This is a genomic window from Streptomyces sp. NBC_00273 (assembly GCF_036178145.1).
Taxonomy (GTDB): Bacteria; Actinomycetota; Actinomycetes; order Streptomycetales; family Streptomycetaceae; genus Streptomyces.
In genome coordinates this window covers 8,814,116-8,837,165 of sequence record NZ_CP108067.1, presented here as the reverse complement: position 1 = coordinate 8,837,165, position 23,050 = coordinate 8,814,116, and the positions used below count along the sequence as shown (strand labels likewise).

Genomic DNA, 23,050 nt, shown 5'->3' with positions numbered 1-23,050 from the left:
GGGCCGGACCGGCCCTACGGCGAGGGACACGCCGTAGGGACCACCCGCCCGACCCGACCGGCGCCGCCCGACCCGACCGGTGCCATCGGCCGACCACGGCGCCCGCGCCCCGAGGTCAGGAGGTGCGCTTCAGGGTCCAGGTGTTGGGGTTGAAGCTGGGAACGGCGGAGTAGCGACAGCCGCTCGAGTAGTAGGTGTTGGTGATGGTCCAGCCGGCGGGCGGCCACGTGGACGCACAGGCGGCGACCTCGGTGCCGACCGGGTAGCCTCTGAGGTCCTTGATCTGCTTGGTGTTGGGCGTGAAGCCGGAGCCGCACCCGCCGCTGTTCCACCACTGGGCGTCCACCCAGCCGTCCGGGGTGAGCGTGCTGGAGCACATGGTGAGCGTGTCGCCGGGTGCCGCCGAGGCGGGGCTCACGGCGATGGCGAGGGCGGTGACGGCCATGGTGGCCAGAGCGGCGGCGTGACGGATGCGGATCACGGGACGTTCCTTCCTGGGCGCCCTGGAATCGCTGCCGACCATCGGCAGGCGTACCGGGCACCGGGTCATTGCTATCCGACCGGTTCAGACTCCAGAAAGTCACCTTTTGGGCATACCTCAGCGACGGTTTAGAGCCGCCGCGGCAGCCGGTGCCCAAGCCGCGGTCAGCCGATCGGTTGGCGCATCTCGGAACGCACCTTGAGGGTCGTCTCGGCGGTCTTGGCGAGGTCGACGGACCCGGGCTTCTGCTGCGCGGTCTCCTCGCTGAGGATGCCGACCGTGGCGCCGGTGTTCTCGTCGACCCAGGCGCACATCGGCAGGGTGCTCTCGACCCCGTTCTGCCGCACCGTCAACACCTGGCAGGACAGGGTGATGTCGGAGCCGGCGGGCGTGATGTCCCGCGCGGGGACCGCCAGGGACGCGCTTTCGGCGCCCGCGGCGCCGCGCAGCATCTTCTTGCGGGCTCCCGCAGTGTCCTTGAACTGCCCGTACATCCCCGAGACGACCAGGGCGCCCGTCTCCTTGGGGGACTCGGTGGCGTACTGACCCGCAGCCGGCTTCGGATCGCGGACCTTCGAGTCGTAGGCGCCCTCCAGGGCTTCCTTGCCCGCGGTGGCCGAATGGTCCTGGACCAGCTCGTACTTGCCGTCCACGAGGGTCTTGGGGACGGTGAGCCGGTAGCGGGCCTCGGGGAAGCCGGATCCGCTCAACCTGATTCCGATCGCGCCGATGGCGCTGAGCAACAGCACTGCTCCCGCGATGATCCCGATCACCATGCCGATCCGGTTCTTGCGCGGCGGCGTGCCCATCGGGTGGTGCCCCCACGCCCCCTGACCGGGGTACGCATGCGGCGGACCGGGCTGCCCCGGGTACGGCTGCCCCGGATGCGCCTGCCCCGGGTACGGCTGGTGGTGCGCGGGGGGTTGTGCGGCGTACGGCTGTCCACCGTAGGGATTCGGGGGCTGCGGGGGCCCGTACGGGCCGGGGGATTGCTGGGGCGGCGTGCTCATGCTCAAACGTTACGTCAGCCCCGCGCACCGTAGAGTTCCGGCCGTCCGTGGTCGCGCGGCCGCCCCCGGGGTCCATTCTCTCCGGGCCGGGCGGACGCGTGATCTGGGCCGGAACCCGCCCTGGAAAGTAGGATCAAGGAATGTCTGACACGACCGAAACTACGCCCGGCTGGCTGAGCAACGACGAGCTGGAAATGGCCCGGGCCCAGATGCCGATCCTCTACGTCGAGGCCGTCCCCGTCCGCGTGGACGACACCGGCGAAGTCACCACCATCGGACTGCTCCTGCGGATCGGCACGGACGGGGCGATCAGTCGGGCCCTGGTGTCCGGCCGTGTCATGCACCACGAGCGGATCCGTGACGCGCTGCTCCGCCACCTGGAGAAGGACCTGGGCCCCGTGGCCCTGCCCCGCATCCCCGCTTCCCTCCAGCCCTTCACCGTCGCCGAGTACTTCCCCACGGCGGGCGTCACCCCCTACCACGACCCCCGCCAACACGCGGTGTCGCTCGCCTACGTCGTGCCGGTCACGGGTGATTGCCGCCCCCGTCAAGACGCCCTGGACCTGGTCTGGTTCAGCCCGCAGGAAGCACTCTCGGCAGCCGTCCAGGGCGAGATGCCGGGCGGCCACGCGGCGCTGCTGAAGCAGGCGCTCGCGCATGTGGGGTACACGTACTGAAGTCGCCGCGCGCACCCCGCGCGACGTTCCACGCCCGACTCCGGTCGCTGTCAACATCGGTAGCGGCAGCGACCGGACCGGACTCGGCGAGACGGGCGGTCCCCGACCCGCACTCCCCCGGTCCCGGCGGGCCTCCCCCGGCTACGGGCTCTGCGCCGGGGTGAACTGCGTGAGGACCAGCAGGGTGTCGACGAGGTCCTCGGCGGGGGCGCCGGTCGCCAGGCGGCGCAGCTGCTGGCCGAAGACCAGGGCCACGGCCACGCCGGCCAGGCGTTCGGGGTCCGGGACACCGAGGTGGGTCAGGATCCGGGTGGCCAACAGGTCGTAGGCGGCGAAGCACTCGGCCGCGGCGGCGCGCAGCCGTTCGTCCCGGCCGGCCTGGACGTACAGCTCGAACGGCGCGATGTGGCGGCTGTCGAAGGCGTTGCCGCCCGCCACCTGCGCCACCACCTCGGCCGCCTGCCCGATGTCGAACTGCTCGTCGGAGCAGTCGTCGGCGAGCGCCGTGAAGTGCCGGGTCTCCTCGGCCACGAAGTGCAGCAGGCTCTCGCGCAGCAACTCGTGCTGCGTGGCGAAGTGGTAGGTGACGGAGCCGAGGGAGACTCCGGCCTCCTTCGCGATCCGCCGGTTGGTGACGGCGGCGATGCCGTCCTGCCCGATGATCCGCAGTACGGCGTCGATGATGCGCTGGCGGGTGTCGGAAGCATGGGGCATGGCGTAATTCTGCCCCATCGGCCGGCTCGACCGCCCGGGCGGGACAGGGGAGTTGGCGACGACGAGGTGTGGACAGGGAGCGGGCCCGTCCATACTGTTCGTTCGAACGAACAGTTGAAGGACTTCGCCAGCCGCACGGGAGTGGTCGTGGACATATCCGGATCGAACGTTCTCCTCACGGGCGCCACCGGGGGCATCGGCTCTGCCCTGGCCGCGCGCCTGACCGCGCAGGGGGCCCGCCTCACGGTCACCGGGCGGCGGGAAGATGCCCTCAAGACCACCGCCGACGCCTGCGGCGCCCGTACCGTGGTCGCCGATCTGGCCGTACGGGCCGATGTCGTACACCTCGCCGAGAGCTGCGCGGAGACGGACATCCTCGTCGCGAACGCCGCGCTGCCCGCCAGCGGCGACCTCCTGGACTACGCCGAGGACCAGCTCGACCGCGCCCTCGACGTCAACCTCCGCGCGCCCGTCGTCCTCTCCCGGTTGCTCGCGGAGCACATGGTGGGCCGCGGCCGCGGCCACATCGTGCTGGTCGGCTCCATTTCCGGCAAGGCGGCCACCAAGTCGACCTCCCTGTACAACGCGACGAAGTTCGGGCTGCGCGGATTCGCGCTCGCCCTGCGCCAGGAGCTCAGGGGCACGGGGGTGGGGGTGTCCCTGGTCCAGCCCGGCTTCGTCCGCGACGCCGGAATGTTCGCGGCCACCGGTGCCACGACGCCGAACGGCATCAGGACCGTCACACCCGGCCAGGTCGCCGACGGCGTCGTACGAGCCGTCCGCCGCGACCGCTGCGAGGTCAACGTCGCGCCGCTGGAACTGCGGCTGCTGAGCGCCGTCGCCGGGCAGTTCCCCGGGTTCGCCGAGCGCATCCAGGGCCGCATGGACCTCGACGGGTCCGTACGACAGATCGTCGAGGCCCAGCGCTCGCGCCGTTAGCCGGGCGCGGCCGTTCCGACGCCCGCCCGCACCCTCGTACCCCTCGCGGCCTCGCACCCTCGCGCCAGCACGCACGCCTTCCCTGCCTGGCGATCACCGGGACAGGGGCGACCCGCAGCGTGGTCAGCGGCGTGCTGGTGGGCCCACCAGCACGCCGCCGGGGGGGCGGCGAACACGCGCTCCCGCAACGGAACTGACGTATCGTCACTCGTTCAGCAGACTCGTCACCAGCTCGCGCGGCAGCCCATGGGTGTCGTGGAGGTAGTGGAAGTCCTCCTGGGTCAGCGGACCCCGGAACCGGGGGCGGGCGAGCACCTGCCGCCCGCGTTCCAGGAGCCGGCGAAAGCGCCGCTCCTCGTCGCTCAGGATCCGGCGTACGTCGCCCGGGCCCATGTCCTGCCGGAAGTGGTCCAGGGTGTGCCGGACCAGTTCGTCCGGCAGGTCCTCGATGCTCCGCGAGGCGTCCTCCCGCCACAGCAGGGTGAGCATCCGGCGCACCAGGCGCCGCAGCACGTAGCCCCGCCCCGTGTTGGCCGGGCGCACGCCGTCGCCGAGCACCACGATGGCCGAGCGCAGGTGGTCGCAGACCACGCGCAGCGACCGTTCGTCCAGGGGCCACAGGGCCGGTACGAGGCTGCGCCAGGGGTCGAAGACGTCGCACTCGAACACGGACGACCTGCCCTGGAGCAGGGAGGCGAGCCGTTCCAGGCCGAGGCCGGTGTCCACGTTGCGCTGGGGAAGGGGCACCAGGGAACCGTCGTCGAGTCGGCGGTGGGTCATCGTCACGTGGTTCCACACCTCCACCCAACGGCCGTCGCGGGTGGGCGTCGACTCGGGCGGGCCGTCGCCGCTCCACAGGAAGATCTCCGAGTCGGGACCGCACGGTCCGACGGGCCCGTTGGACCACCAGTTGTCCTCCACGGTGGGTTCGACGGGGACTCCGAGCCCCTGCCACAGCTCCAGGGAAGCGGTGTCCTGCCCGGTCCGGTCGTCGCCGGCGTGGACGGTGGCGTACAGCCGGTCGCGGTCCACGCCCAGCCCCTCGGTGAGGAGCCCGTACCCCCAGTCGAGACTGAGCGGGCCGTCGTAGTCGCCCAGCGACCAGGTGCCGAGCATCTCGAAGACCGTCAGGTGGGTGGCGTCGCCGACCTCCTCCAGGTCCGTGGTGCGCAGACAGCGCTGGACGTTGACCAGCCGCCTGCCCAGCGGGTGGGGGCGGCCCTCCAGGTACGGAGTGAGGGGGTGCATGCCGGAGGTGGTGAAGAGGACGGGGTCGCCGGGCGGTGGCAGCAGCGTCGAGCCGACGATGCGGCGGTGCTCGCGCTCTTCGAAGTACTCGACGAACGTTCTGGTCAGCTGCTCGGTATTCACGGGGTGACTCCTTCGCATCGAGCGCAAGGGGCACCGGAGAACGGAACCGTTCAGTCTCCGACCGGGGGCAATCGCGCCACGGCACAGCCGACGGACCGTTGTCCGGTCGCCGGGGAGAGGGGGAAGGTCAGGCGGCGGCAACCGGCGAGCTGGTCGCTCGCGCGGTCGCGGTGGTGCTGGGGCCGGTGACGTTCATGGGGCCAACCATAGTGCGAGCCTGCCGCCGGTGCTCGGGTATTTCGCGCTGGCAGCAGGGGTGGGACGTCGCCGGGGTGGGGGCGTCGCCGACGCGACGCTCGACCCGGAGCCCGAACCGGAGCCGGGGTTTCCTTCACCACCCACGCCAGCGTCTGCGCGATCACGGTGCTCGCCACGGCGGTCCTCCTGGGGCGGGTTCGGCCACCTTGCGGTCGCCGCCGACCCGCCGGGGTACACCGCCGTACGTCCTCACGGCACGCCTTCGCGTCCGGCACGTTCCAGCATCCGGCGGCGCAGGGTGTCGTAGATGGGTTCGCTCCCCAGCCGGTCCGCGGTCAGGGTCTCGGCGAAGGACCGGGACCAGTCGGCCCGCCGCCCCCAGCCCGGCGGCCGCCTCGAGGACCGAACCGCGCAGCCTGTCGGCGTGTTCCAGGCACCACCGGAACCCGCCGCCCGGACCGGATGCCGCACGGGGTCCCGCTCATTCCTGGTGCTGGGGCAGGTAGGTCTTGGCGTCCTCGTACGTCCCTTCTCCGGGTGCGGTGGCCACGGCGTAGAAGAGGTTCAGCACGCCGGTCCGGAAGGTCTCGGCGGACAGCAGTTCCAGCGGGATCGACGGCGCGTCCTCCTCGAACAGGCGCATGCCGCCCCGCACGGCGATCGGGTGCACCAGGAGGTTCAGTTCGTCCAGGAGCCCGGCGGCCAGCAGCTGACGTACGACGGAGACCGAGCCGCTGATCCAGACGGGGGTGTCCGCACCCGGCTCGTTCTTCAGTGCGGCAACCGCGGAGGGAAGGTCTCCGACGAGCGGTTCGGAGTTCCGCCAGGTGAAGTCGTACGGACCGTTCGACACCACGATCTTGCGGGCGTCACCGAGCACCTTGGCGAACGGCGCGTCCTCCCCGCCGGCCGCTTCCCGGTCCGGCCAGGCGCCCGCGAAGCTGTCGTAGGTCCGGCGCCCGAGCAGCAGGGTGTCGGCCTGGCCGAGGGTCGCGTCGACGGCGGCCCCCATCTCCTCGTTGAAGTAGGGGAAGTGCCACTGATCGGGCGCCTCCACGACACCGTCGAGCGAGATGAACAGCTGCGCCTTGATCTTCCTCATACCGGTCTCCGGGAGCTGGTGGTCGGTCCGTCCGCGTACGGCCCCATCCAAGGGCACGCGGCAGCCGTACGCCGCGCGACTCCCCGGCGGCTCCGTGCGGGGACACGCGGACCGCGGGGACTGCGGGGAAGGCGTGGACGGCCCGCAGGGTCTGCTCGGAGAACCGATCGGGCCCGTACCCGGTGGCGCGGCGCCCGTCGCACGCGGGCGTTGTAGGCCGGTGACAGATCAGCTGTGCAGGGTGGCTGACGGTGCGACCCCTCCCGTCGTTCCGCCGACCCGTGCACCGCCGTTCCAGGAGCCGCCCCCGTGAACGCTGACTCCGTGCTGCCCGACCTGCGCGCGCCCCGCCCCGGGGCGCCTCGCGAGGACGTACCGCTCCCGGGGCGGGGCGGGCGCCGGAACTCCGCCTGGCACGGCGCGGCCGCGGCCCTCCACGGCGTCGGCGCGGTGACCGCCGCCCTGCTCGTGCTCGCGGCCATCGGGGCGGTGATCAGCGAACCGGTGCTCATACCGTCCCTCGCCGCCAGTGCCGGAGTCCTGCACAGCACCCCCACCCTGCCCGTGGCCCAGCCCCGGAGCATCGTCGTCGCGCACCTGCTGGGTGCCGGAGCCGGGTACCTGGTCCTCGCGCTGGCGCAGAGCAACCCCTGGAGTGCGGCGCTGGCCGGGGGGTTGACGTTCGCCGCGACGACCCTCGCCCGGACCCCGCACTCGCCCGCCTGCGCCACCGCCGTCGTCGTCGTGCTGCAGACCCCGGCACCCGCCCGGTTCGTCCCCCTGTTGCTCGGCGCCACCGTGGTCCTCGTCCTCGCAGGTTTCGCAGCGTCCCGCGTACGCCGGGGAGCAGCCCGGTACCCCGTCCGCTGGTGGTAGCGGCCGCGCTCCCGGGGCCCGGTGGGGACGGGCGGTACGGGCGCGGGCGGCGTGCTGGTGAGCGCGGGCGGGGGCGAACCGGTCGCCGGGTTGGCGGCGGTGTCCTTCCGGCAGCGTTTCGGTGCGGTGGCCGTCGCCGCGGCGGGCATCGGTGGCGTGGAGAGCCTGCCCGAGTTCCGGCGCCCGGGGTACCCGGGGCGGCGGGTGGACACCGCCTTCGTCTCCGACGGCATCGAGGGCGAGTGCGGTCTGGTTCCCCGGAGGGGGCTCACCGTCGTTGCCGATGCCGTACGCGCACCGCCTGGACCGGTACTGAAGTTCCCCTCCGACGTCACCTCACCGGGGCAGGAAACCGAAGATCCTCGCCAGTGCGGCGACCAGACTGAGGTGGGTGACGGCCAGGAGCACCCACTCCATGGGGCCCATGCGCCACCGGGTGCGGGCCGTCAGTCGCCATGCGTACGCCACGGAGCCGACGGCGAGCACGAACAACGGCGCCCATAGGACGGCCCACCAGGACCAGACGTCGATCAGGCGGAGCACGAGGGCCAACACCGTGAACAACGTCCACGGCAGGCCCCATCCCGGCTTCTCCTCCTCCTTGACGGCGGACGGCGATCCTGACGGGGCGTTCACGGTAGGCAGGTCCTCTCGGGTTCACTGGAGCCAGGGCCACAGGGGGCGCTGCGGCCGCGGCTGCCGCACGCCCCTCCGTTCGAACGGAGTTCACCTTAACCGTCGGTCGATCAGCCCCGATCGGGTTGGTGCCGGCGAGTCCCGCCCTGTCCACGGCACGACCGACCTGGCGCCGAGAACTACGTGTCTTGCATCGGTTTCCGCCCAATGGTCGGGTGTGAAGCCGCCCCAACTGGCGCAACCTGTGCCGCCGTTCCCTCGTCTTGCAGGCCGGACGGCCTGCCTGCTCGCCCTCTCGCGAACACGAGGGGGCGCAGGCGGCGTCCCGGCCGGAACCCCCTTCGGCCAGGACCAGGGCGCGGGCTCCCCCGACCCGTCCCTTGTTCCTTCCACGCGTCGCGCAGTTCGAGAGGTCTTCACCATGGCCGTGTTCGATACCGGTTTCAGCGTCCTGTCCGAGGACTTCGCCGCCGCCCCCTACCGGTCCTTCGCACGGCTGCGGGAGCAGGCTCCGGTGCACTACGAACCGGCGATCGACAGCTACTTCATCTCCCGCTACGAGGACGTGAAGCGGGTGCTGAGCGACCACGAGGCGTTCAGCACCGAGACGCTGCAGGTACGTGCGGAGCCGGTGATGCGCGGGCCGGTCCTCGCCCAGATGACCGGGGCCGAGCACACCGCCAAGCGAAGAATCGTGGTCCGGGCCTTCACCGGCCGGGCCCTCCAGGACCAGATGCGCGTCATCCACGCCACCGCCGCCGAACTCGTGGCCCCCTTCCTCCCCCTGGGCCGGATGGACCTGGTCAACGACTTCGGCAAGCCCTTCGCCATCCAGGTGACGCTCGACGTCCTCGGCCTGGACCGAAGGGACTGGCAGCAGGTGGCCGCCTGGCACAGCGGGGTGGCCGAGTTCATCACCAGCCTGGCCCTCACCCCCGAACGCCGCCGCCACTGCACGGATTGCGCCGAGCAGTTGGAGGCGCACCTCCTCCCCGTGATCCAACAGCGGCGCCGCGACCCCGGCGAGGACTTGATATCGAAGCTGTGCACCGCCGAGTTCGACGGCATCGCCATGAGCGATCGCGACGTCACCGCGCTGATCATCAACGTCCTGGCCGCCGCCACCGAGCCCGCGGACAAGACGCTGGCCCTGCTCTTCAAGCACCTGATCGACCATCCCGAGCAGCTGGCACAGGTCCGTCGGGACCCGGACCTGATGGCCGCCGCGATCGCCGAGACCCTGCGCTACACCCCGCCGGTCCAACTCGTTCCCCGCCAGGTGGAGCAGGACACCGTGTTCGCCGGCACCACCGTCCCGGCGGGTGCCACCGTCTTCTGCATGATCGGCGCGGCCAACCGGGACCCGGACGCCTTCACCGCTCCGGACACCTTCGACATCCACCGGCCGGACCTGGGCACCGCCCGCTCCTTCACCGCGGCCGCCGAGCACCTGTCCTTCGGTACCGGACTCCACCAGTGCGTCGGCACGGCCTTCGCGCGCGCCGAGATCGAAACCGTCGCCGCCGTCCTCCTGCCCCTGCTCGACCAGGTCCGCCACAGCCCCGGCTTCCGGTACCAGGAGGCCGGCCTGTACACGCGGGGCCCGCTCGCGCTGCCACTGGACTTCACCCCCGTCCGCTGACGCACACCGGCCGTGGCCGGCGTGCATGAGCGGCGTCCGTCCCTCCCCCGCCCTCCCGGGCACCGTCCTCCGCGGCTCCAGGAGCCCGGACTCCTTCCGTACACCCCCCACTCCCCCCAGGCGAAGACGACCATGACATCGACCGACATCACCCGCGCCATCGACGATCTGCTGTTCACCCCGGGCCTCGACCTCACCGAAGCCGTCGACCGGCACTTCAGCCCCGACTACCGCCAGCGCACGAACGGCGTGTGGAGCGACCGGGCCTCCTTCGTCCGGCACATGACGCGCCTGCGCTCCCTGATCCGCAGCGGGCACGTCGAAGTCCACGACGAACTGCGCGACGGACCGCGCTACGCAGACCGGCACACCGTCACCCTCCTCCACCACGACGGCCACACCTCCCGCACCGAGGTCTACCTCTTCGCCGAGCTGGCTCCCGACGGCCGCTTCCAGCGCGTCGAAGAGACCACCCTCCTGGTCGCCGGCCACGCCGACGACGGGAACCTCGGTCTCGTCAGGTGACATGGAAGGCTCCGCCACATCGGAGCCAGGTGGTCCGCGCAAGGTCCCGGACCACCGCGATCACAATCCGCTGCCGGAACAAAGGGATGGAGCCCGCCATGGTGTCCGTGGGGGAAAGACTGAGCAGAGCGCGCGTAGGGGCCTTCGTCGGCCGGGACGAGGAACTCGGCCGCTTCGGGGAGGCATTGGCAGGTGATCCGCAGGCGCCGTTCGCGTTCTACGTGTACGGGCCGGGCGGCATCGGGAAGTCGACGCTGCTGCGGCGACTGGCGGACCACGCCCGGGCGGCCGGGCGGCTGCTCGTCGAGCTCGACGGCCGGTTCGTCAGCCGGGACCCGGCCGATTTCGAGCACGCCGCCGGACCGTTCCTGGACGTTCCGGGGACGGTCCTGTTCGTGGACTCCTTCGAACACTGCCAGTGGCTGGAGAGCTGGCTGTGGCACCACTTCCTGCCGCGTGCCGCGGACGACACCCTCGTCGTCCTGGGCGGCCGGCGGGCTCCGCAGCCGCAGTGGGCCGCCGATCCCGCCTGGTCCCGACTCCTGCACGTGAGCGAGCTGGAGCCGTTCTCCGCGGAGCAGGCCCGGAGCCTGCTGGTGGCGGCGCAGATCCGACCCGAACTGCGCGACCGGGTGCTGCGCTTCGCCGGGGGCAACCCGCTGGCGCTGTCGCTGGCGGCCGCGGCCGGATCGGAGGGCTGCGGTCGGGAGGAGATCTGGGCGCCGACGGCGGACGTCCTGCGCACCCTGCTGGCGGGGCTGATCGGGGAGGTGCCCACGGCGGCCCACCGCCGCGCGCTGGAGGTGGCGGCGCAGGCCCACTCGACGTCCGAGGAACTGCTGGCCGCGGTCCTCCCCGGGGAGGACGTCCATCCGCTCTTCTCCTGGCTGCGGGACCTGCCCTTCATGGAGTCCACCCTGCGGGGTGTGTACCCGCACGACGCGGCGCGCGAGACGCTCGCCGCCGACCTGCGCTGGCGGGCGCCCAACGCCTTCGAAGCGATGCGCCAGCGCCTGGCGGACGAGTACCTGCGCATCCTGCGCGAGGCGCCCGAGGAGCGGGTGTGGACCGTCACCGACGACCTCTTCTACCTGTTCCGGGAGGGTGCGACGCTGGCCCGGCTGCGCTCCTGGTCCCGCGAGGACGAGGTCCACGACCGTCCGCTGCACCCGGACGACATCGATGTCATCCTGCGCATGGCCACCGAGACGGAAGGGGCCGCCTCCGCGGACCTGGTCCGCTACTGGGCCGAGCGCCAGCCGCAGGCCTTCAGCGTGTACCGGCTCGTGAGCACGGGCCGGATCGTGGCGTTCACGGCGCGGCTGGCCCTGTCGTCCCCTCCCGACGCCCAGGACCTGGCCACCGATCCCGTCGTGGCCGCCGCATGGCGGTACACGGAGGCCACCGCGCCGGTGAGCCCCGGTGAGCACATCGGCGTCAGCCGGTTCTCGATCTACCCCGAGCGGTACCAGGTGCCCTCGCGCGTCATCGACCTGAGCAGTTCCCGGGCCCAGGCGGAGGCGGCCCGCGCCCGCGGGCGCGCGTACGGCTTCGCCGTCTTCCGCGACGCCGAGACCTGGGCCGAGCGCGTCAAGGGCACCCTGGCGGACACGGGGGCGCGGCCGCGGGTCGGTGAGCACACGTACGGGCTGTTCGGGGTCGACTGGCGTCAACTGCCGGTGGAGTCATGGCTCATGCACTTCATATCGGCCACCGAGGCGCCCGCGGCCCCGGCCGGCCCGTCGCCCGTTTCGCGCAGCTCGTTCGACCGGGCCGTACGCGAGGCGCTGGCCCACTGGCGCGATGCGGACGCGTTCGCCGCCTGCTCCCTGATGCGCACCCGGCTCGCGGCGGACTTCGGTGATCCTGTCGGGGAGTTGCGCGCCCTGCTGCGCCGGGCCGTCGACGACCTCGGGCTCGACCCGCGCGGGGTGCGCGCCCGCGAGGCCCTGACGGCGGGCCACTTCTCCGGTGCGCCGACCCAGGAGGCCGCCGCCCGGCGCCTCGGCCTTCCGTACGGAACCTACCGTCGCCACCTGCGCCAGGGCCTGGACCTGCTCTGTGAGGCGTTGTGGCAGCAGGAGTTGCACGACCCTCGTTAGCGGTGACGGACGCGCGCCCCCGGCTCGAGCAGGTGGACAGGTGCGGACAGGAGTGGACAGTGGCCGCCCCTGTCAGCCCTGGATAGTGGACAGCGTCCGCGCCGAGTCTGTGCGGCATGAACGTTGCACTCACGCAGACGGGCCGGGCAGCGGGCCGGGCCCCCGGGCCGGGAGCGGTGCTCGCCGCGCTCGCCGCGGCCCAGTTCACCGTCATGCTCGCCACCTCGATCGTGAACGTGGCGCTGCCGCAGATCCGTGCGGGGGCCGGCCTCTCGGACGGCGGGACCACCTGGGTGGTCAACGCCTACGGCCTGGCGTTCGGGGCACTGCTCCTGGCGGGCGGACGGGTCGCCGATCTGCTCGGCCGCCGCCGGGTGCTGGTCGCCGGGCTCGCGCTGTTCGCGCTGGCTTCGGTGGCGGCGGGACTGACCGCCTCCGCCGGCGTGCTGATCACGGCCCGTGCGGTGCAGGGTGTCGGGGCCGCCGCGATCGCCCCGGCCGCGCTCGCCCTGGTGATGGACCGGTTCCCGCCCGGCCCGGGGCGCGGCAGGGCCCTGGGCGTGTGGGGAGCGGTCTCCGGCGCCGGAGCGGCGGGTGGCGTGCTGCTGGGCGGCGCGCTCACCCAGGCCTGGGGCTGGCCCTGGATCTTCCACTCGGTGGCGCTCGGAGCGGCGGCGGTGCTGGCCGCCGTGGTGGCGCTCGTGCCACGGGACGCGTCGGTGGGGGCCGCACGCAAGGACGAGCGGCAGGGCGGGCGGCAGCGCGGGCGGTTCGACCTGCTAGGCACTGTCACCGTCACCCTCGCCCTGACCTGTCTGGTGTGGGGGCTGACCACCGCCCGCGGCGCCGGATGGACCGACGCCCGGGTGCTGGGTTCTCTCGGCGCCGCCGCCGTGCTGCTCGCGGCCTTCTGCGTGATCGAGCGCCGCCGGCCGAACGCGCTCGTACCCCCCAGGCTGTTCACGACCGGCCGCGTCGCCGCGGGCAACCTGCTGATGGCGCTGCTGGGGTCCGTATGGATCGCCCTGTTCTTCTTCCTGCCGCTCTATCAACAACAGGTCCTCGGAGCAGGCCCCTTGGTCACAGGGGTGGGACAACTCCCGCTCGCCATAGCCCACATGATCGGATCCGCTCTCGCCCCGCGCATCGCCCGGGCCATCGGTGCCACGGCGACCGTCACCGCCGCCCTGCTGACCGAGGCCGCCGGCCTGTTGTGGTTGTCGTGGATGCGGGCGGACGGAAGCTACCTCGTCGACGTCCTCGGACCGAGCGTCCTGGTCGGACTGGGCCTGAGCATCGCCTTCGTCCAACTCACCGCGCTCGCCGTGGACGGCGTACCCCGGCAGGACACCGGACTCGCCGGCGGACTGGTGAACACCACCCGCCAGATCGGCGGCGCAATCGGACTCGCCGCCCTCGCCACCCTGGCCGGCTCCATCACCACCCACACGGCCACCACCCAGCCCCCACTACAAGCACTCACCGCCGGATACCGGGCCGCCTTCACCGCCTCCGCCGCGGTCCTCGCCACCACCGCACTCCTCGCACTGTTCCTCACCCGCCGGACCGGTGCGCCCGCCCCGGCCGCCGGCACCGCCCGCCCGGCCACCGACCCGGGAACCTCCCCGCTCTCCCCCGCCCGGCCGAACCGCTAGACCACCACCGCACCACCGACACACCTCATCCAGACAGGAAGTACAGCCATGGTCACCATCGACGAGACCGCCCCCGTGATCGTCCGCCTGAGCACCGTGATCGACGCGCCGCTCACGACCGTGTGGGCGCTGCACACCGACGTCGCGGCCTGGCCCGCATGGAACACGGACATCGATCGGACGGAGGTCGACGGACCGCTGCTGCCCGGCAGGTCCTTCAGCTGGCTCACCCACGGCCTGGACATCACCTCCACCGTGCAGGAGCTCGATCCCGGGAAGCGGATCGTCTGGGGCGGGACCGTCCAGGGCATCGTCGGCATCCACGTATGGGCCTTCGAAGAGTCCGAAGCCGGTGTCGTCGTCCACACCGAGGAGTCCTGGAGCGGCGCCCCGGTCGACGCCGAGACCGACGAACTCGGCAAGGCCCTCCACGACTCTCTGCAGGGCTGGCTCGCCCACCTCAAGAACCGTGCCGAGCGGGCCGCCTGACCGAGCACCACGTCCACGCATCCACGTGCACCTGCAGATCCACGCATCCACGAAAGGGACTTCTGCCATGACGACCACCCCGCCGTACCTGACCGGCCACTACACCCCCGTCGCCGAGGAGGTCTCCGCCTCCGGCCTCACCGTCGAGGGCACGCTGCCGCCCGAGCTGACGGGCCGGCTGCTGCGCAACGGGCACAACCCGAAGCCCGGTGTCACCCCCACCCACTGGTTCAAGGGCAGCGGCATGGTCCACGGCATCCGGCTGCGGGACGGGCGCGCCGAGTGGTACCGCAACCGCTGGGTCCACACCCCCGCCCTCGACGGCGCCCCCTACATGACCGAGCACGGCCCCGACCTGACCGCCAGCGTCGCCGGCACCCACGTCATCGAGCACGGCGGCCGCCTCCTCGCCCTGTGCGAGGCCAACCTCCCCTTCGAGCTCACCCCGGACCTCGACACCGTCGGCGCCTACGACTTCGACGGCAAACTGCGCACCGCCATGACCGCGCACCCCAAGGAGGACCCCGTGACCGGGGAACTCCACTTCTTCGCCTCCTCGCCCTTCCCGCCGTTCCTGACCTACTACGTCTCCGACGCGAAGGGCGCGATCACCCACAGCGCCGAGGTACCCGGAGCGACCGCCGCCCTCAAGCACGACTTCGCCGTCACCCGCCGCCACGTCGTCTTCGTCGAGGGCAACGTCACCTTCGACCACACCGAGGAGTCCGGCATCCCCTACAGCTGGAGCGACGACCAGCCCTCCCGGATCGGCGTCATGCCCCGCGGCGAGGACGGCGCCCGCCACACCCGCTGGTTCTCCATCGAGCCCGGCAACATGCTCCACGTCGCCAACGCCTACGAGGACGGCCAGGGCCGCATCGTCCTGGAAGGCCCCACCGTCGACCGCGAGGGTTTCCAACTCTCCTGGAACTGGTGGGTCGGCGCACCCGGACGCGGCAGCGAGCCCCTCGCCCACTCCTACACCCGCCGCTGGGTCCTCGACCTGACCGCCGGCACCGTCGACGAACAGATCATCGACGACCTCCCCGTCGAGTTCCCCACCATCAACGAGGACTACCTCGGCGCCGAACACCGTTACCAGTACGCCGTCTCCTTCCCCGACGAGAAGGGCTTCGGCGGCTACGGCGTCGTCAAGTACGACCGCACCACCGGCGCCCGCCGCGTCCACCAGATCGGCGACGCCCGCATGCCCAGCGAAGCGGTCTTCGTCCCCGCCAGCGGCACCACCCGCGAGGACGACGGCTACCTCCTCACCGTCGTCTCCGACCTCAAGCAGAACGCCTCGCAGCTCCTCGTCCTGGACGCCGCCGGCCTCGATCGCATCGCCACCGTCCACCTCCCCCACCGCGTCACCGCCGGCGTCCACGGCTCCTGGATCCCCGACACCACCCTGGAGGGCTCTGCGGGCTGACCCTGGGCGTGGATGCGGTCGTGCTCTGCAGCATCCCCCACCGCCCTCCCAGAACGGCCCTTCCCCCGGGGCCGGTTGCCGGAGCCGCGAGACGTCGCGGCTCCGGCCTTCCGCCGTGTCAGCGCGCCGACGCGTAGCCGAGGAGGAAGAGCGCCTCGACGAGGGCCATGGTGCGGATCTCGCCGGGATCGACGCTCTCGTCGGGCGCGTGGATCAGGCAGCGGGGCTCCTCCACCCCCATGAGGATGATCTCCGCATCCGGGCAGGTTCCGGCGAGTACGTTGCACAAGGGGATGGAACCCCCCTGACCGAGGAACTCCATCGGGCGGCCGTACGCCTGCTCCATGGCCCGTCCCATGGCCCGGTAGGCCGGCCCGTCGGTGGCCGGGCGGAACGGCGATCCGGTGCCCTCCTTCTCGACCGAGACGCGGGCACCCCAGGGCGCGGCGGCCGTCAGGTGCGCGGTGAGGGCGGCCAGCGCGGCTTCGGAGGCCGTCCCCGGTGGCACGCGCAGGCTCACCCGGGCCCGTGCCTTCGCCGGTACGGCGGCGGCGGAGCCGACCACGGGCGGGCAGTCGATCCCGAGCACCGTCACGGCCGGACGCGCCCAGAGCCGGTCCGCCACCGAGCCCGAGCCGGTGAGGCGGACCCCGTCCAGGACGGAGGCGTCGGCCCGGAACTGCTCCTCCTCGTACGGCACCCCGGTCCAGGTGCCGGTGCAGTCCAGGCCGTCGATGCGGGTGCCTCCGTCGGCGTCGCGCAGCGTGGAGAGCATCTGGATCAGGGCCGCCAGGGCGTCGGGGGCGGGACCGCCGAACATGCCCGAGTGCAGGTCGCCGCGGAGGGTGGTGACGGTGACGACGACGTTGGCGAGGCCGCGCAGCGCGGTGGTGGCGGTGGGGCGGCCGACGGCGGCGTTGCCGGTGTCGCAGATGAGGAGCGCGTCGGCGCAGATCTCGCCCGGGTGCGCGGTCACGTACTCTTCCAGCCCGCCGGTGCCCTGCTCCTCGGACCCTTCGGCGACGAACTTCAGCCCCACGGGCAGCGTGTCGCCCAGGGCCCGTAGTGCGGTGAGGTGCATGACGATGTTGCCCTTGCAGTCGGCGGTGCCGCGTCCGTACCAGCGTCCGTCGCGCTCGGTGAGCGTGAACGGCGGAGAGGTCCAGGCGGCTTCGCCGAGCGGGGGCTGCACGTCGTAGTGGCAGTACAGCAGCACGGTCGGGGAGCCCTCCGGGCCCGGCCGGTGGCCGAGTACGGCGTGGCTGCCGTCGGGGGTCTCCTCCAGGCGTACGTCGATCAGGCCCGCCTCGGTGAACGCGTCGGCCACCCACCGGGCGGCCCGCTCGCATTCCTCGGGAGGGAACTGCCGGGGGTCGGCCACCGAGCGGATGGCGACCAGTTCGGCCAGGTCGGACTTGGCGCGGGGCATCAACGCGTCGATGCGCTCGGCGAGGGCGCGGGCGTCGGGGTCGGCGCCGGCCATGTCGCGGGCGGGGTCAGCCATCGTCGCGCCTCACCGTCTGCTCGGTCTTCAGGTCGTCGATCTCGTCCTGGATGCGGTGCAGGGTGTCGGGGCAGTAGACCTTCAGCACGAGCGCCTCCGCCTGGACGGCCCGGCGGTCGGCGATGACCGGGCGCTGGCCGGGTCCGGTGGCGCCGTTGGAAAGGTTGATCTTCCACAGGGCCGACTTGAGGGCGGACGCAGGGTCCTGGCAGACGATGCCCCCGTCCTCGCCGAGCGCGCGGGCCAGGGTGTGGGGATCGGGCCGGGCGAATCCGGCGGCGACCAGCTCGTCCGTGAGCTGGTTGGCCTTGTCCAGGGCCTGGTTGGTGGACCGTACGGCCTTGTACTGGATCAGCCCCACCACGACGAAGGCGACGAGCAGGACGATCGCGCCGATGTAGATCCACCGGTGCTGGGAGGCGAAGCGGGTGGGGCTCATGCAACCTCTCCCGTCGACTCCGCGGCCACGGTGCGCCAGCTGGGCTTGCGCATCCGCAGGCAGAGCCAGGGGATGACCACCCCGAGGAGCAGCAGGCCGCCGCCGACGATGGCGACGTAGCTCCAGACGCTGCCGCCGCCGAACTGCGAGGAGGGCACGAATCCGATGATCATGGCCGCGGCGGAGGCGAGGAAGCCCACCACGCAGATCAGGCTCAGGGCCGGGGCGCGGTATCCGCGCGGATGGTCGGGCTGGAGCTTGCGCAGCCGCATGGCCGCCAGGAACATCAGCAGGTACATGATCAAGTACACCTGAGTGGTGATCACCGAGAAGATCCAGTAGACGCTGGACACGTTGGGGATCAGCGCGTACATCAGCGCGATCACGGTGGTGACGATGCCCTGGGTGACGAGGATGTTCTGCTGGACGCCGTGGCTGTTGAGCTGTTGCAGGAACGGCGGCAGGTAGCCCTCTTGACGCGAGATCAGCAGCAGGCCCTTGGACGGGCCGGCCAGCCAGGTGAGCATCCCGCCCAGGGAGGCGGCCACCAGGGCCACCGCGGCGATCGGGGTCAGCCAGCCGATGTGGAAGTAGGAGAAGAACGCGTCGAAGGCCTGCATGACGCCCGCGGTCAGCGACAGCTGGTCGGCCGGGACCACCCAGCTGATGGCGAGGGCCGGCAGGATGAAGATCAGCAGCACCATCCCCATCGCGAGGAACATCGTCTTGGGGAACTCGCGCGGTGGGTCCTTCAGCGACGAGACGTGGACGGCGTTCATCTCCATGCCCGAGTAGCTCAGGAAGTTGTTGACGATGAGCACCAGGCTGGCGAGGCCCGTCCAGACGGGGAGGATGTTGGCGGGGCCCATCGGGGCCGCGGACGGGTTGCCCTGGCCGAGGAACACGATGCCGAGGATCACCAGCAGGGAGCCCGGGATGAGCGTGCCGATGATCAGGCCCCAGGAGGCGAGCCCCGACAACGCCTTCGTGCCCTGCGCGGACACCCAGACGCCCGTCCAGTAGAGGACGACGATCACGATGGCCGTGTAGACGCCGTTGGAGGCCAGGGCCGGATCGATGACGTACGCCAACGTACTCGCGACGAAGGCCAGCAGGCTGGGGTAGTAGAAGATCGTCATGGCGAACTGGCACCACACGGCGAGGAACCCGAGCGGCTTCGACAGTCCCTCGCTCACCCACCGGTACACGCCGCCCGACCACCCCGACGCGAGCTCCGCCGAAACCAGCGAGGTCGGCAGCAGGAACACGATCGCGGGTACGAGGTAGAGGAACACGCAGGCCAGGCCGTACACGGCCATGGTGGGCGCCGCGCGGAGGCTGGCGACGGAGGCCGTCGTCATCATCGCGAGGGTCACCCAGGTGAGGGTGGAGGTGCCGGTCCTGGTCGCCGCGGCCTCGGTCGGCGCGCCCTGCGGGCGATCCTCCGGAAGGGGAACATCCATCGCGCTCAAGTGGGCCTCCGGGTCGACAGGGTCGATCCTGCCAAGACTCACCCGGGCCCGCGCGGGGGGCCAGCCGGGATCGGCCGTCCGGAGGAACCGGCGGGCGTGGCGGACCTGCCGGCAGCGCGCCGCGCCGTGCTGGCTGCCGGCTGCCGGCAGGTCCGTACGTCCCCGTAGGACGGCGAAGGACGATGCGCAACTCGCGGACTTCCCCGCCCGACTGACGCGCCTGCCGTCTCCCGGTGCCGGGCGCGGCAGGCGCGTCAGGGGCGGCAGGCGCGCACGTCAGGTCGGGATCGAATCAGGACTTGTGGCGGCTTTCTTCTTCGGCGGCGGCCATGGCTTCGGCTTCGCTTTCGAGCATGGCTATGGCGACGCCGAACGCCTGGGCTATGTGGCCCGCGGCCGACATGACGCGCGCGGTGCCCACGACGGGGGCGATCGCGACGAGCACGTCCTGCAGCTGCTCGACGGTGAAGTCGGCCTTGACCGCGGGGCTGATGTGCGCCAAGTAGGAGATGGCCGGGGCGTCCATGGCGACGAGGGCGGCGATGCGGGTGGTGATGAGCGTCTTCTCGTCCATGCTGCAGTGTTCGATGGAGTCGATGGTCATCGCGGCGAGCGTGTCGAGAACGGGAGCGTCAGACCTGGTGGCCATGTCGGAACCGCCTTTCGGTGCTGAACTGAGCCGGACGCGCCGTCCCCGACCGCGGGACCAGGGGCGTATCGGCGGGTTGCCGTTTCAGCGTAGGCGTCCCCCGGAGCCCGCGCCCGTTGGACCGTCCGGGCGAACACCGGCCGCCCGGGCCGTGCGCCGACCGGCCTTCCGGACCCGCACGCGTGGGCATCATGGGACGGGCGAGGAGGAGCGACGATGGCTGAGCGCATGATCGAGGTGGACGGCATCGAGCTGTGCACCGAGTCGTTCGGCGATCCGTCGGATCCGCCCGTCCTGCTCGTCATGGGCCTGGGGGCTTCGATGCTCTGGTGGGAGGAGGGCTTCTGCCGGATGCTCGCCGCGGGCGGGCGCTTCGTGATCCGCTACGACCACCGCGACACCGGCCGGTCGGTCACCTACCCGCCGGGCCGCCCCGGATACACGACCGCGGACCTGGTCGCCGACGCCGTCCGCGTGCTGCGCGCCCATGAGGTCCCGGCCGCGCACGTCGTGGGCGTCTCGGCCGGAGGGGCGCTCGCGCAGCTGCTGGCGCTCGGTCATGCCGGCCGCGTCCGGTCGCTCGTCCTGATCAGCACGTCCTGCGCCGTGCCGGACGACCGTGAGCTACCCCCGCCGACCGAGGAGTTCGTACGGTTCGTCTCGGCAGCCGACGACGAGGAGCTGGATGCCGACGCGGTGGTGGAGCACCAGGTCGCCTACGCACGGGTGCTCGCGGGCGGGCGGCGCCCGTTCGACGAGGCCGCCGCCCGCGACCTGGTCCGCCGCGACGTCGAGCGCGCCCACGATGTCGGCGCGGCCCGCAACCACGACGCGCTCACGGACGGCACGATCGCGCAGGCTCCGCTGTCCTCGATCGCCGTGCCCACGCTGGTGATCCACGGGACCGCCGATCCGATGTTCCCGCTCCGGCACGGCCAGGTGCTCGCGGAACGGATCCCCGGGGGACGGCTGTTGGCCCTGGAGGATGCCGGGCACGGGGTCGAGCGAGCCGATTGGTCGACGATCGTCGCGGCGGTCCTCGAACACACCGCCGCGGGCCGTTCCTAGACGGCGCTGCTCGGCGGGGTCGCGCCCGCCGGGGCGGCCCCGCCGAAGAGCTCCCGTACGGCGACCGTACGGAAGTCGTGCGGCGGGCGGCCGGTGAGCCGGTGGACGGTGTCCGTGGTGCGGTCCTCGGCGCCTTCGGCGATGGACCGGTCCATCGCGGCCAGCATCGTGGCGAACTCCGACGGCACGACCGCGGCCAGGCGGTCGCGCATGTCCTCGTAGGCGAGCTGGTGGTGCACCACCGTGCGGCCGGTAACCTCGGTGAGGAGTACGGCGATGTCGTCGTGACTCAGTGCCTGCGGCCCGGTGAGGACCAGGTCGGTGTCGGGCGCGCGGTCGTCGGTGAGGGCGCGGGCCGCGACGGCAGCGATGTCGTCGGCGTCGACGAACCCGACGCGGCCCGTTCCGGCCGCGGTCCGGATGACGCCGTCGGCGCGGATGCCGTCGGCGTGGGCGTGCGTGCCGGTGAAGTTCTGCATGAACCACGAGGGGCGCAGTACCGCCCATTCGTCGAACAGGCCGGGCAGGGCCCGGTGCACCTGTCCGACCGCCGGACCGCCCTCGGTGATCGCCGAGGAGCTCAGCAGTACGGCGCGGCGCACACCGGCGGCGCGGGCCCGTTCGAGGAAGGGCAGCATGACCGCTGCCGGGTCCGGGTCGCCGACGGGCGGGACGAGGTAGACGCGGTCGGCCCCGGCGACGGCGTCGCCGAAGCAGGAGGGGTCGTACCAGTCGAAGCGGACCGGATCGGCGCCCGGGAGCGGCGTGGCCCGGCGGCTGCCGGCCTTGACGCGCTGACCGGCGGCGACGAGGTGCGCCGTGGTGCGGCAGCCGGTGGTGCCGGTGGCGCCGATGACCAGGGTGGTGCCGGTCGGGGCGGTGCGGGCGGTGGGGGCGGTGGCGGTCATCGGGCGCTGCTCCTCGTGGGATCCGTCATGAAGGCCGCCCCTGGTTCGTGGACGGCAAGGGGGTTCCAGTAGTCGCGGTAGGAGGTGAACTGCCCGTCCTGGACGGTCACGACGGCGATGTAGGTCATGTCGAATGGGCTCCCCGTGGCGACCAGCCGGCCCACTCCGCGCATCTCGACCACGAGGGTGCCCGGGTCGGTGGTCTCGTGGATCCGCAGGTCGGGGAAGTCGTGCAGGTCGATGTGATCGGGATAGTCGCGCATGTAGGCGGCGATGTCCTCCCGCCCCTCCAGCCTCCTGGGCCAGCCCGGAGGGGCGAAGGGGAACTCCATGGCGCCGTGCTCGGCCCACAGGCCGACCCAGGAGGCGATGTCCTTGTCCAGGAGCAGGCGGAGGCTGTGGCGGTACAGATCCGGGGGTGTGGTGGTCGCGGGCACGACGGTTCTCCGTCCAGTACGATACGGACCGTCGGTCCGCTTCTCTCCCCGAAAGATACGGACCGCTGGTCCGTTTCGCAACCGGAGGGAACCCGATGACCGTCGAACGCAAGCCGCGCAAGGACGCGGTCCGCAACCGGGCGGCCGTCTTCGCCGCCGCCGACACCCTCTTCGCCCGGTGCGGGAGTCCCGAAGAAGTGACCATGGCCGACATCGCGGCAGCGGCCGGCGTCGGCAAGGCGACGCTCTTCCGCGCCTTCGGTGACCGGGGCGGACTGATCCGCGCGCTCTACGAAGCACGGCTCGAACCCATCAGGGAAGCGGTCGAACGGGGCCCTGAGCCCCTGGGGCCGGCCACACCGGCGGCCAGGCGCGTACCGGCCCTGCTCGACGCCCTCCTGTGCTTCAAACTCGACAACCGCCACCTCGCCCTGGCGTTGGAGGGGAGCGGCGCGGACAGCCCCTACCGGACGGAGCACTACGAGCAGTGGCACACCCTGCTCCGCGACCTGCTGCGGCTCGTCCCCGGTCCGGCCGACACCGACTTCCCCGCCCACGCCCTGCTCGCGGCCACCCGGGCCGACCTGGTCGCGTACCTGGCCGGCGAGAAGGGCGTACCCCGCGAGGAGCTCCGGGCCCAGCTGGCGGCCTTCACCGCCGCGGTCCTCGACGCCCGTTCGGGGCGGGAGCCGTCCGCCGGAGAATGACCGCCCGCCCCCGCGGG

The 23,050-nt window shown here is 72.1% G+C and carries 24 protein-coding genes; 11 read left to right on the top strand and 13 right to left on the bottom strand.

The genetic code is table 11. The annotated features are described in order from the left end of the window. Positions 1-115 precede the first annotated feature (115 nt). A complete protein-coding gene (locus tag OG386_RS39590; protein ID WP_327387400.1) occupies positions 116-481 on the bottom strand; it encodes a hypothetical protein in 366 nt (121 codons plus the stop codon). 164 nt (positions 482-645) lie between these two features. Then, on the bottom strand, positions 646-1,491 hold the full coding sequence (locus tag OG386_RS39585; RefSeq protein ID WP_328792156.1) for a hypothetical protein: 846 nt from the start codon (positions 1,489-1,491) through the stop codon (positions 646-648). Positions 1,492-1,631: 140 nt separating this feature from the next. Between OG386_RS39585 and OG386_RS39580 the strand changes: the two genes are divergently transcribed. After that, positions 1,632-2,168 carry an NUDIX hydrolase family protein gene (locus OG386_RS39580; RefSeq protein WP_328792155.1) on the top strand — a complete coding sequence of 179 codons (537 nt, stop codon included), beginning with the start codon at positions 1,632-1,634 and terminating at the stop codon, positions 2,166-2,168. 141 nt (positions 2,169-2,309) lie between these two features. On the opposite strand, the gene OG386_RS39575 is transcribed toward OG386_RS39580, so the two are convergent. Further along, a complete protein-coding gene (locus OG386_RS39575; protein ID WP_328792154.1) occupies positions 2,310-2,882 on the bottom strand; it encodes a TetR/AcrR family transcriptional regulator in 573 nt (190 codons plus the stop codon). Between the two features lie 147 nt (positions 2,883-3,029). On the opposite strand from OG386_RS39575, the gene OG386_RS39570 reads away from it, so the two are divergent. Further along, positions 3,030-3,821: an SDR family NAD(P)-dependent oxidoreductase gene (locus tag OG386_RS39570; protein ID WP_328792153.1), complete on the top strand. Its 792-nt coding sequence runs from the start codon at positions 3,030-3,032 to the stop codon at positions 3,819-3,821. A 204-nt stretch (positions 3,822-4,025) separates the two neighbouring features. Here OG386_RS39570 and OG386_RS39565 read toward each other — a convergent pair whose 3' ends face one another. The 3 genes from OG386_RS39565 to OG386_RS39555 form a co-directional block, all read right to left on the bottom strand. Next, positions 4,026-5,192 carry an alanine--tRNA ligase-related protein gene (locus OG386_RS39565; protein ID WP_328792152.1) on the bottom strand — a complete coding sequence of 389 codons (1,167 nt, stop codon included), beginning with the start codon at positions 5,190-5,192 and terminating at the stop codon, positions 4,026-4,028. A 447-nt stretch (positions 5,193-5,639) separates the two neighbouring features. Continuing rightward, positions 5,640-5,861, bottom strand: coding sequence for a hypothetical protein (locus OG386_RS39560; protein WP_328792151.1), 222 nt, complete (start codon positions 5,859-5,861; stop codon positions 5,640-5,642). Between the two features lie 10 nt (positions 5,862-5,871). Next, positions 5,872-6,492, bottom strand: a complete 621-nt coding sequence (locus OG386_RS39555) for a dihydrofolate reductase family protein (RefSeq protein ID WP_328792150.1) — start codon at positions 6,490-6,492, stop codon at positions 5,872-5,874. A 309-nt stretch (positions 6,493-6,801) separates the two neighbouring features. Here OG386_RS39555 and OG386_RS39550 point away from each other — a divergent pair, with 309 nt between their 5' ends. Continuing rightward, a complete protein-coding gene (locus OG386_RS39550; RefSeq protein WP_328792149.1) occupies positions 6,802-7,368 on the top strand; it encodes an HPP family protein in 567 nt (188 codons plus the stop codon). Between the two features lie 336 nt (positions 7,369-7,704). Here OG386_RS39550 and OG386_RS39545 read toward each other — a convergent pair whose 3' ends face one another. Further along, a complete protein-coding gene (locus tag OG386_RS39545) occupies positions 7,705-8,004 on the bottom strand; it encodes a hypothetical protein (RefSeq protein WP_328792148.1) in 300 nt (99 codons plus the stop codon). Between the two features lie 421 nt (positions 8,005-8,425). On the opposite strand from OG386_RS39545, the gene OG386_RS39540 reads away from it, so the two are divergent. The 6 genes from OG386_RS39540 to OG386_RS39515 all read left to right on the top strand — a co-directional run bounded on the left by OG386_RS39540 (position 8,426) and on the right by OG386_RS39515 (position 15,849). Next, positions 8,426-9,646 (top strand): cytochrome P450, cyclodipeptide synthase-associated, encoded by a 1,221-nt coding sequence (locus OG386_RS39540; protein ID WP_328792147.1) that lies wholly within the window; start codon positions 8,426-8,428, stop codon positions 9,644-9,646. A gap of 132 nt (positions 9,647-9,778) precedes the next feature. Further along, positions 9,779-10,171, top strand: coding sequence for a nuclear transport factor 2 family protein (locus OG386_RS39535; RefSeq protein WP_328792146.1), 393 nt, complete (start codon positions 9,779-9,781; stop codon positions 10,169-10,171). Positions 10,172-10,269: 98 nt separating this feature from the next. Then, on the top strand, positions 10,270-12,273 hold the full coding sequence (locus OG386_RS39530) for an ATP-binding protein (RefSeq protein WP_328792145.1): 2,004 nt from the start codon (positions 10,270-10,272) through the stop codon (positions 12,271-12,273). A 116-nt stretch (positions 12,274-12,389) separates the two neighbouring features. Next, positions 12,390-13,928 carry an MFS transporter gene (locus OG386_RS39525; RefSeq protein WP_328792144.1) on the top strand — a complete coding sequence of 513 codons (1,539 nt, stop codon included), beginning with the start codon at positions 12,390-12,392 and terminating at the stop codon, positions 13,926-13,928. 48 nt (positions 13,929-13,976) lie between these two features. Next, on the top strand, positions 13,977-14,417 hold the full coding sequence (locus OG386_RS39520) for an SRPBCC family protein (protein ID WP_328792143.1): 441 nt from the start codon (positions 13,977-13,979) through the stop codon (positions 14,415-14,417). Between the two features lie 67 nt (positions 14,418-14,484). Then, positions 14,485-15,849, top strand: a complete 1,365-nt coding sequence (locus tag OG386_RS39515) for a carotenoid oxygenase family protein (protein WP_328792142.1) — start codon at positions 14,485-14,487, stop codon at positions 15,847-15,849. A 118-nt stretch (positions 15,850-15,967) separates the two neighbouring features. Here OG386_RS39515 and OG386_RS39510 read toward each other — a convergent pair whose 3' ends face one another. The 4 genes from OG386_RS39510 to OG386_RS39495 form a co-directional block, all read right to left on the bottom strand. Next, positions 15,968-17,353, bottom strand: a complete 1,386-nt coding sequence (locus OG386_RS39510; RefSeq protein ID WP_328792141.1) for a dipeptidase — start codon at positions 17,351-17,353, stop codon at positions 15,968-15,970. Continuing rightward, positions 17,346-17,792 (bottom strand): hypothetical protein, encoded by a 447-nt coding sequence (locus tag OG386_RS39505; protein WP_328792139.1) that lies wholly within the window; start codon positions 17,790-17,792, stop codon positions 17,346-17,348. Before OG386_RS39505 ends, OG386_RS39510 begins: the two co-directional genes overlap by 8 nt. Beyond that, on the bottom strand, positions 17,789-19,264 hold the full coding sequence (locus OG386_RS39500; RefSeq protein WP_328792137.1) for an APC family permease: 1,476 nt from the start codon (positions 19,262-19,264) through the stop codon (positions 17,789-17,791). The genes OG386_RS39505 and OG386_RS39500 overlap by 4 nt, the downstream gene beginning before the upstream one ends. Positions 19,265-19,556: 292 nt before the next feature. Then, a complete protein-coding gene (locus tag OG386_RS39495) occupies positions 19,557-19,913 on the bottom strand; it encodes a carboxymuconolactone decarboxylase (RefSeq protein WP_266600693.1) in 357 nt (118 codons plus the stop codon). Between the two features lie 216 nt (positions 19,914-20,129). Here OG386_RS39495 and OG386_RS39490 point away from each other — a divergent pair, with 216 nt between their 5' ends. Further along, positions 20,130-20,981 (top strand): alpha/beta fold hydrolase, encoded by an 852-nt coding sequence (locus tag OG386_RS39490; RefSeq protein ID WP_328792136.1) that lies wholly within the window; start codon positions 20,130-20,132, stop codon positions 20,979-20,981. Here OG386_RS39490 and OG386_RS39485 read toward each other — a convergent pair. Both OG386_RS39485 and OG386_RS39480 read right to left on the bottom strand, forming a co-directional pair. Then, positions 20,978-21,889, bottom strand: a complete 912-nt coding sequence (locus OG386_RS39485; RefSeq protein WP_328792135.1) for an NAD(P)H-binding protein — start codon at positions 21,887-21,889, stop codon at positions 20,978-20,980. The two genes, OG386_RS39490 and OG386_RS39485, sit on opposite strands and share 4 nt — an antisense overlap. Further along, positions 21,886-22,326, bottom strand: coding sequence for a nuclear transport factor 2 family protein (locus OG386_RS39480; protein WP_328792134.1), 441 nt, complete (start codon positions 22,324-22,326; stop codon positions 21,886-21,888). The genes OG386_RS39485 and OG386_RS39480 overlap by 4 nt, the downstream gene beginning before the upstream one ends. A gap of 95 nt (positions 22,327-22,421) precedes the next feature. On the opposite strand from OG386_RS39480, the gene OG386_RS39475 reads away from it, so the two are divergent. Beyond that, positions 22,422-23,033 (top strand): TetR/AcrR family transcriptional regulator, encoded by a 612-nt coding sequence (locus tag OG386_RS39475; RefSeq protein ID WP_328792133.1) that lies wholly within the window; start codon positions 22,422-22,424, stop codon positions 23,031-23,033. Positions 23,034-23,050: the final 17 nt, after the last annotated feature.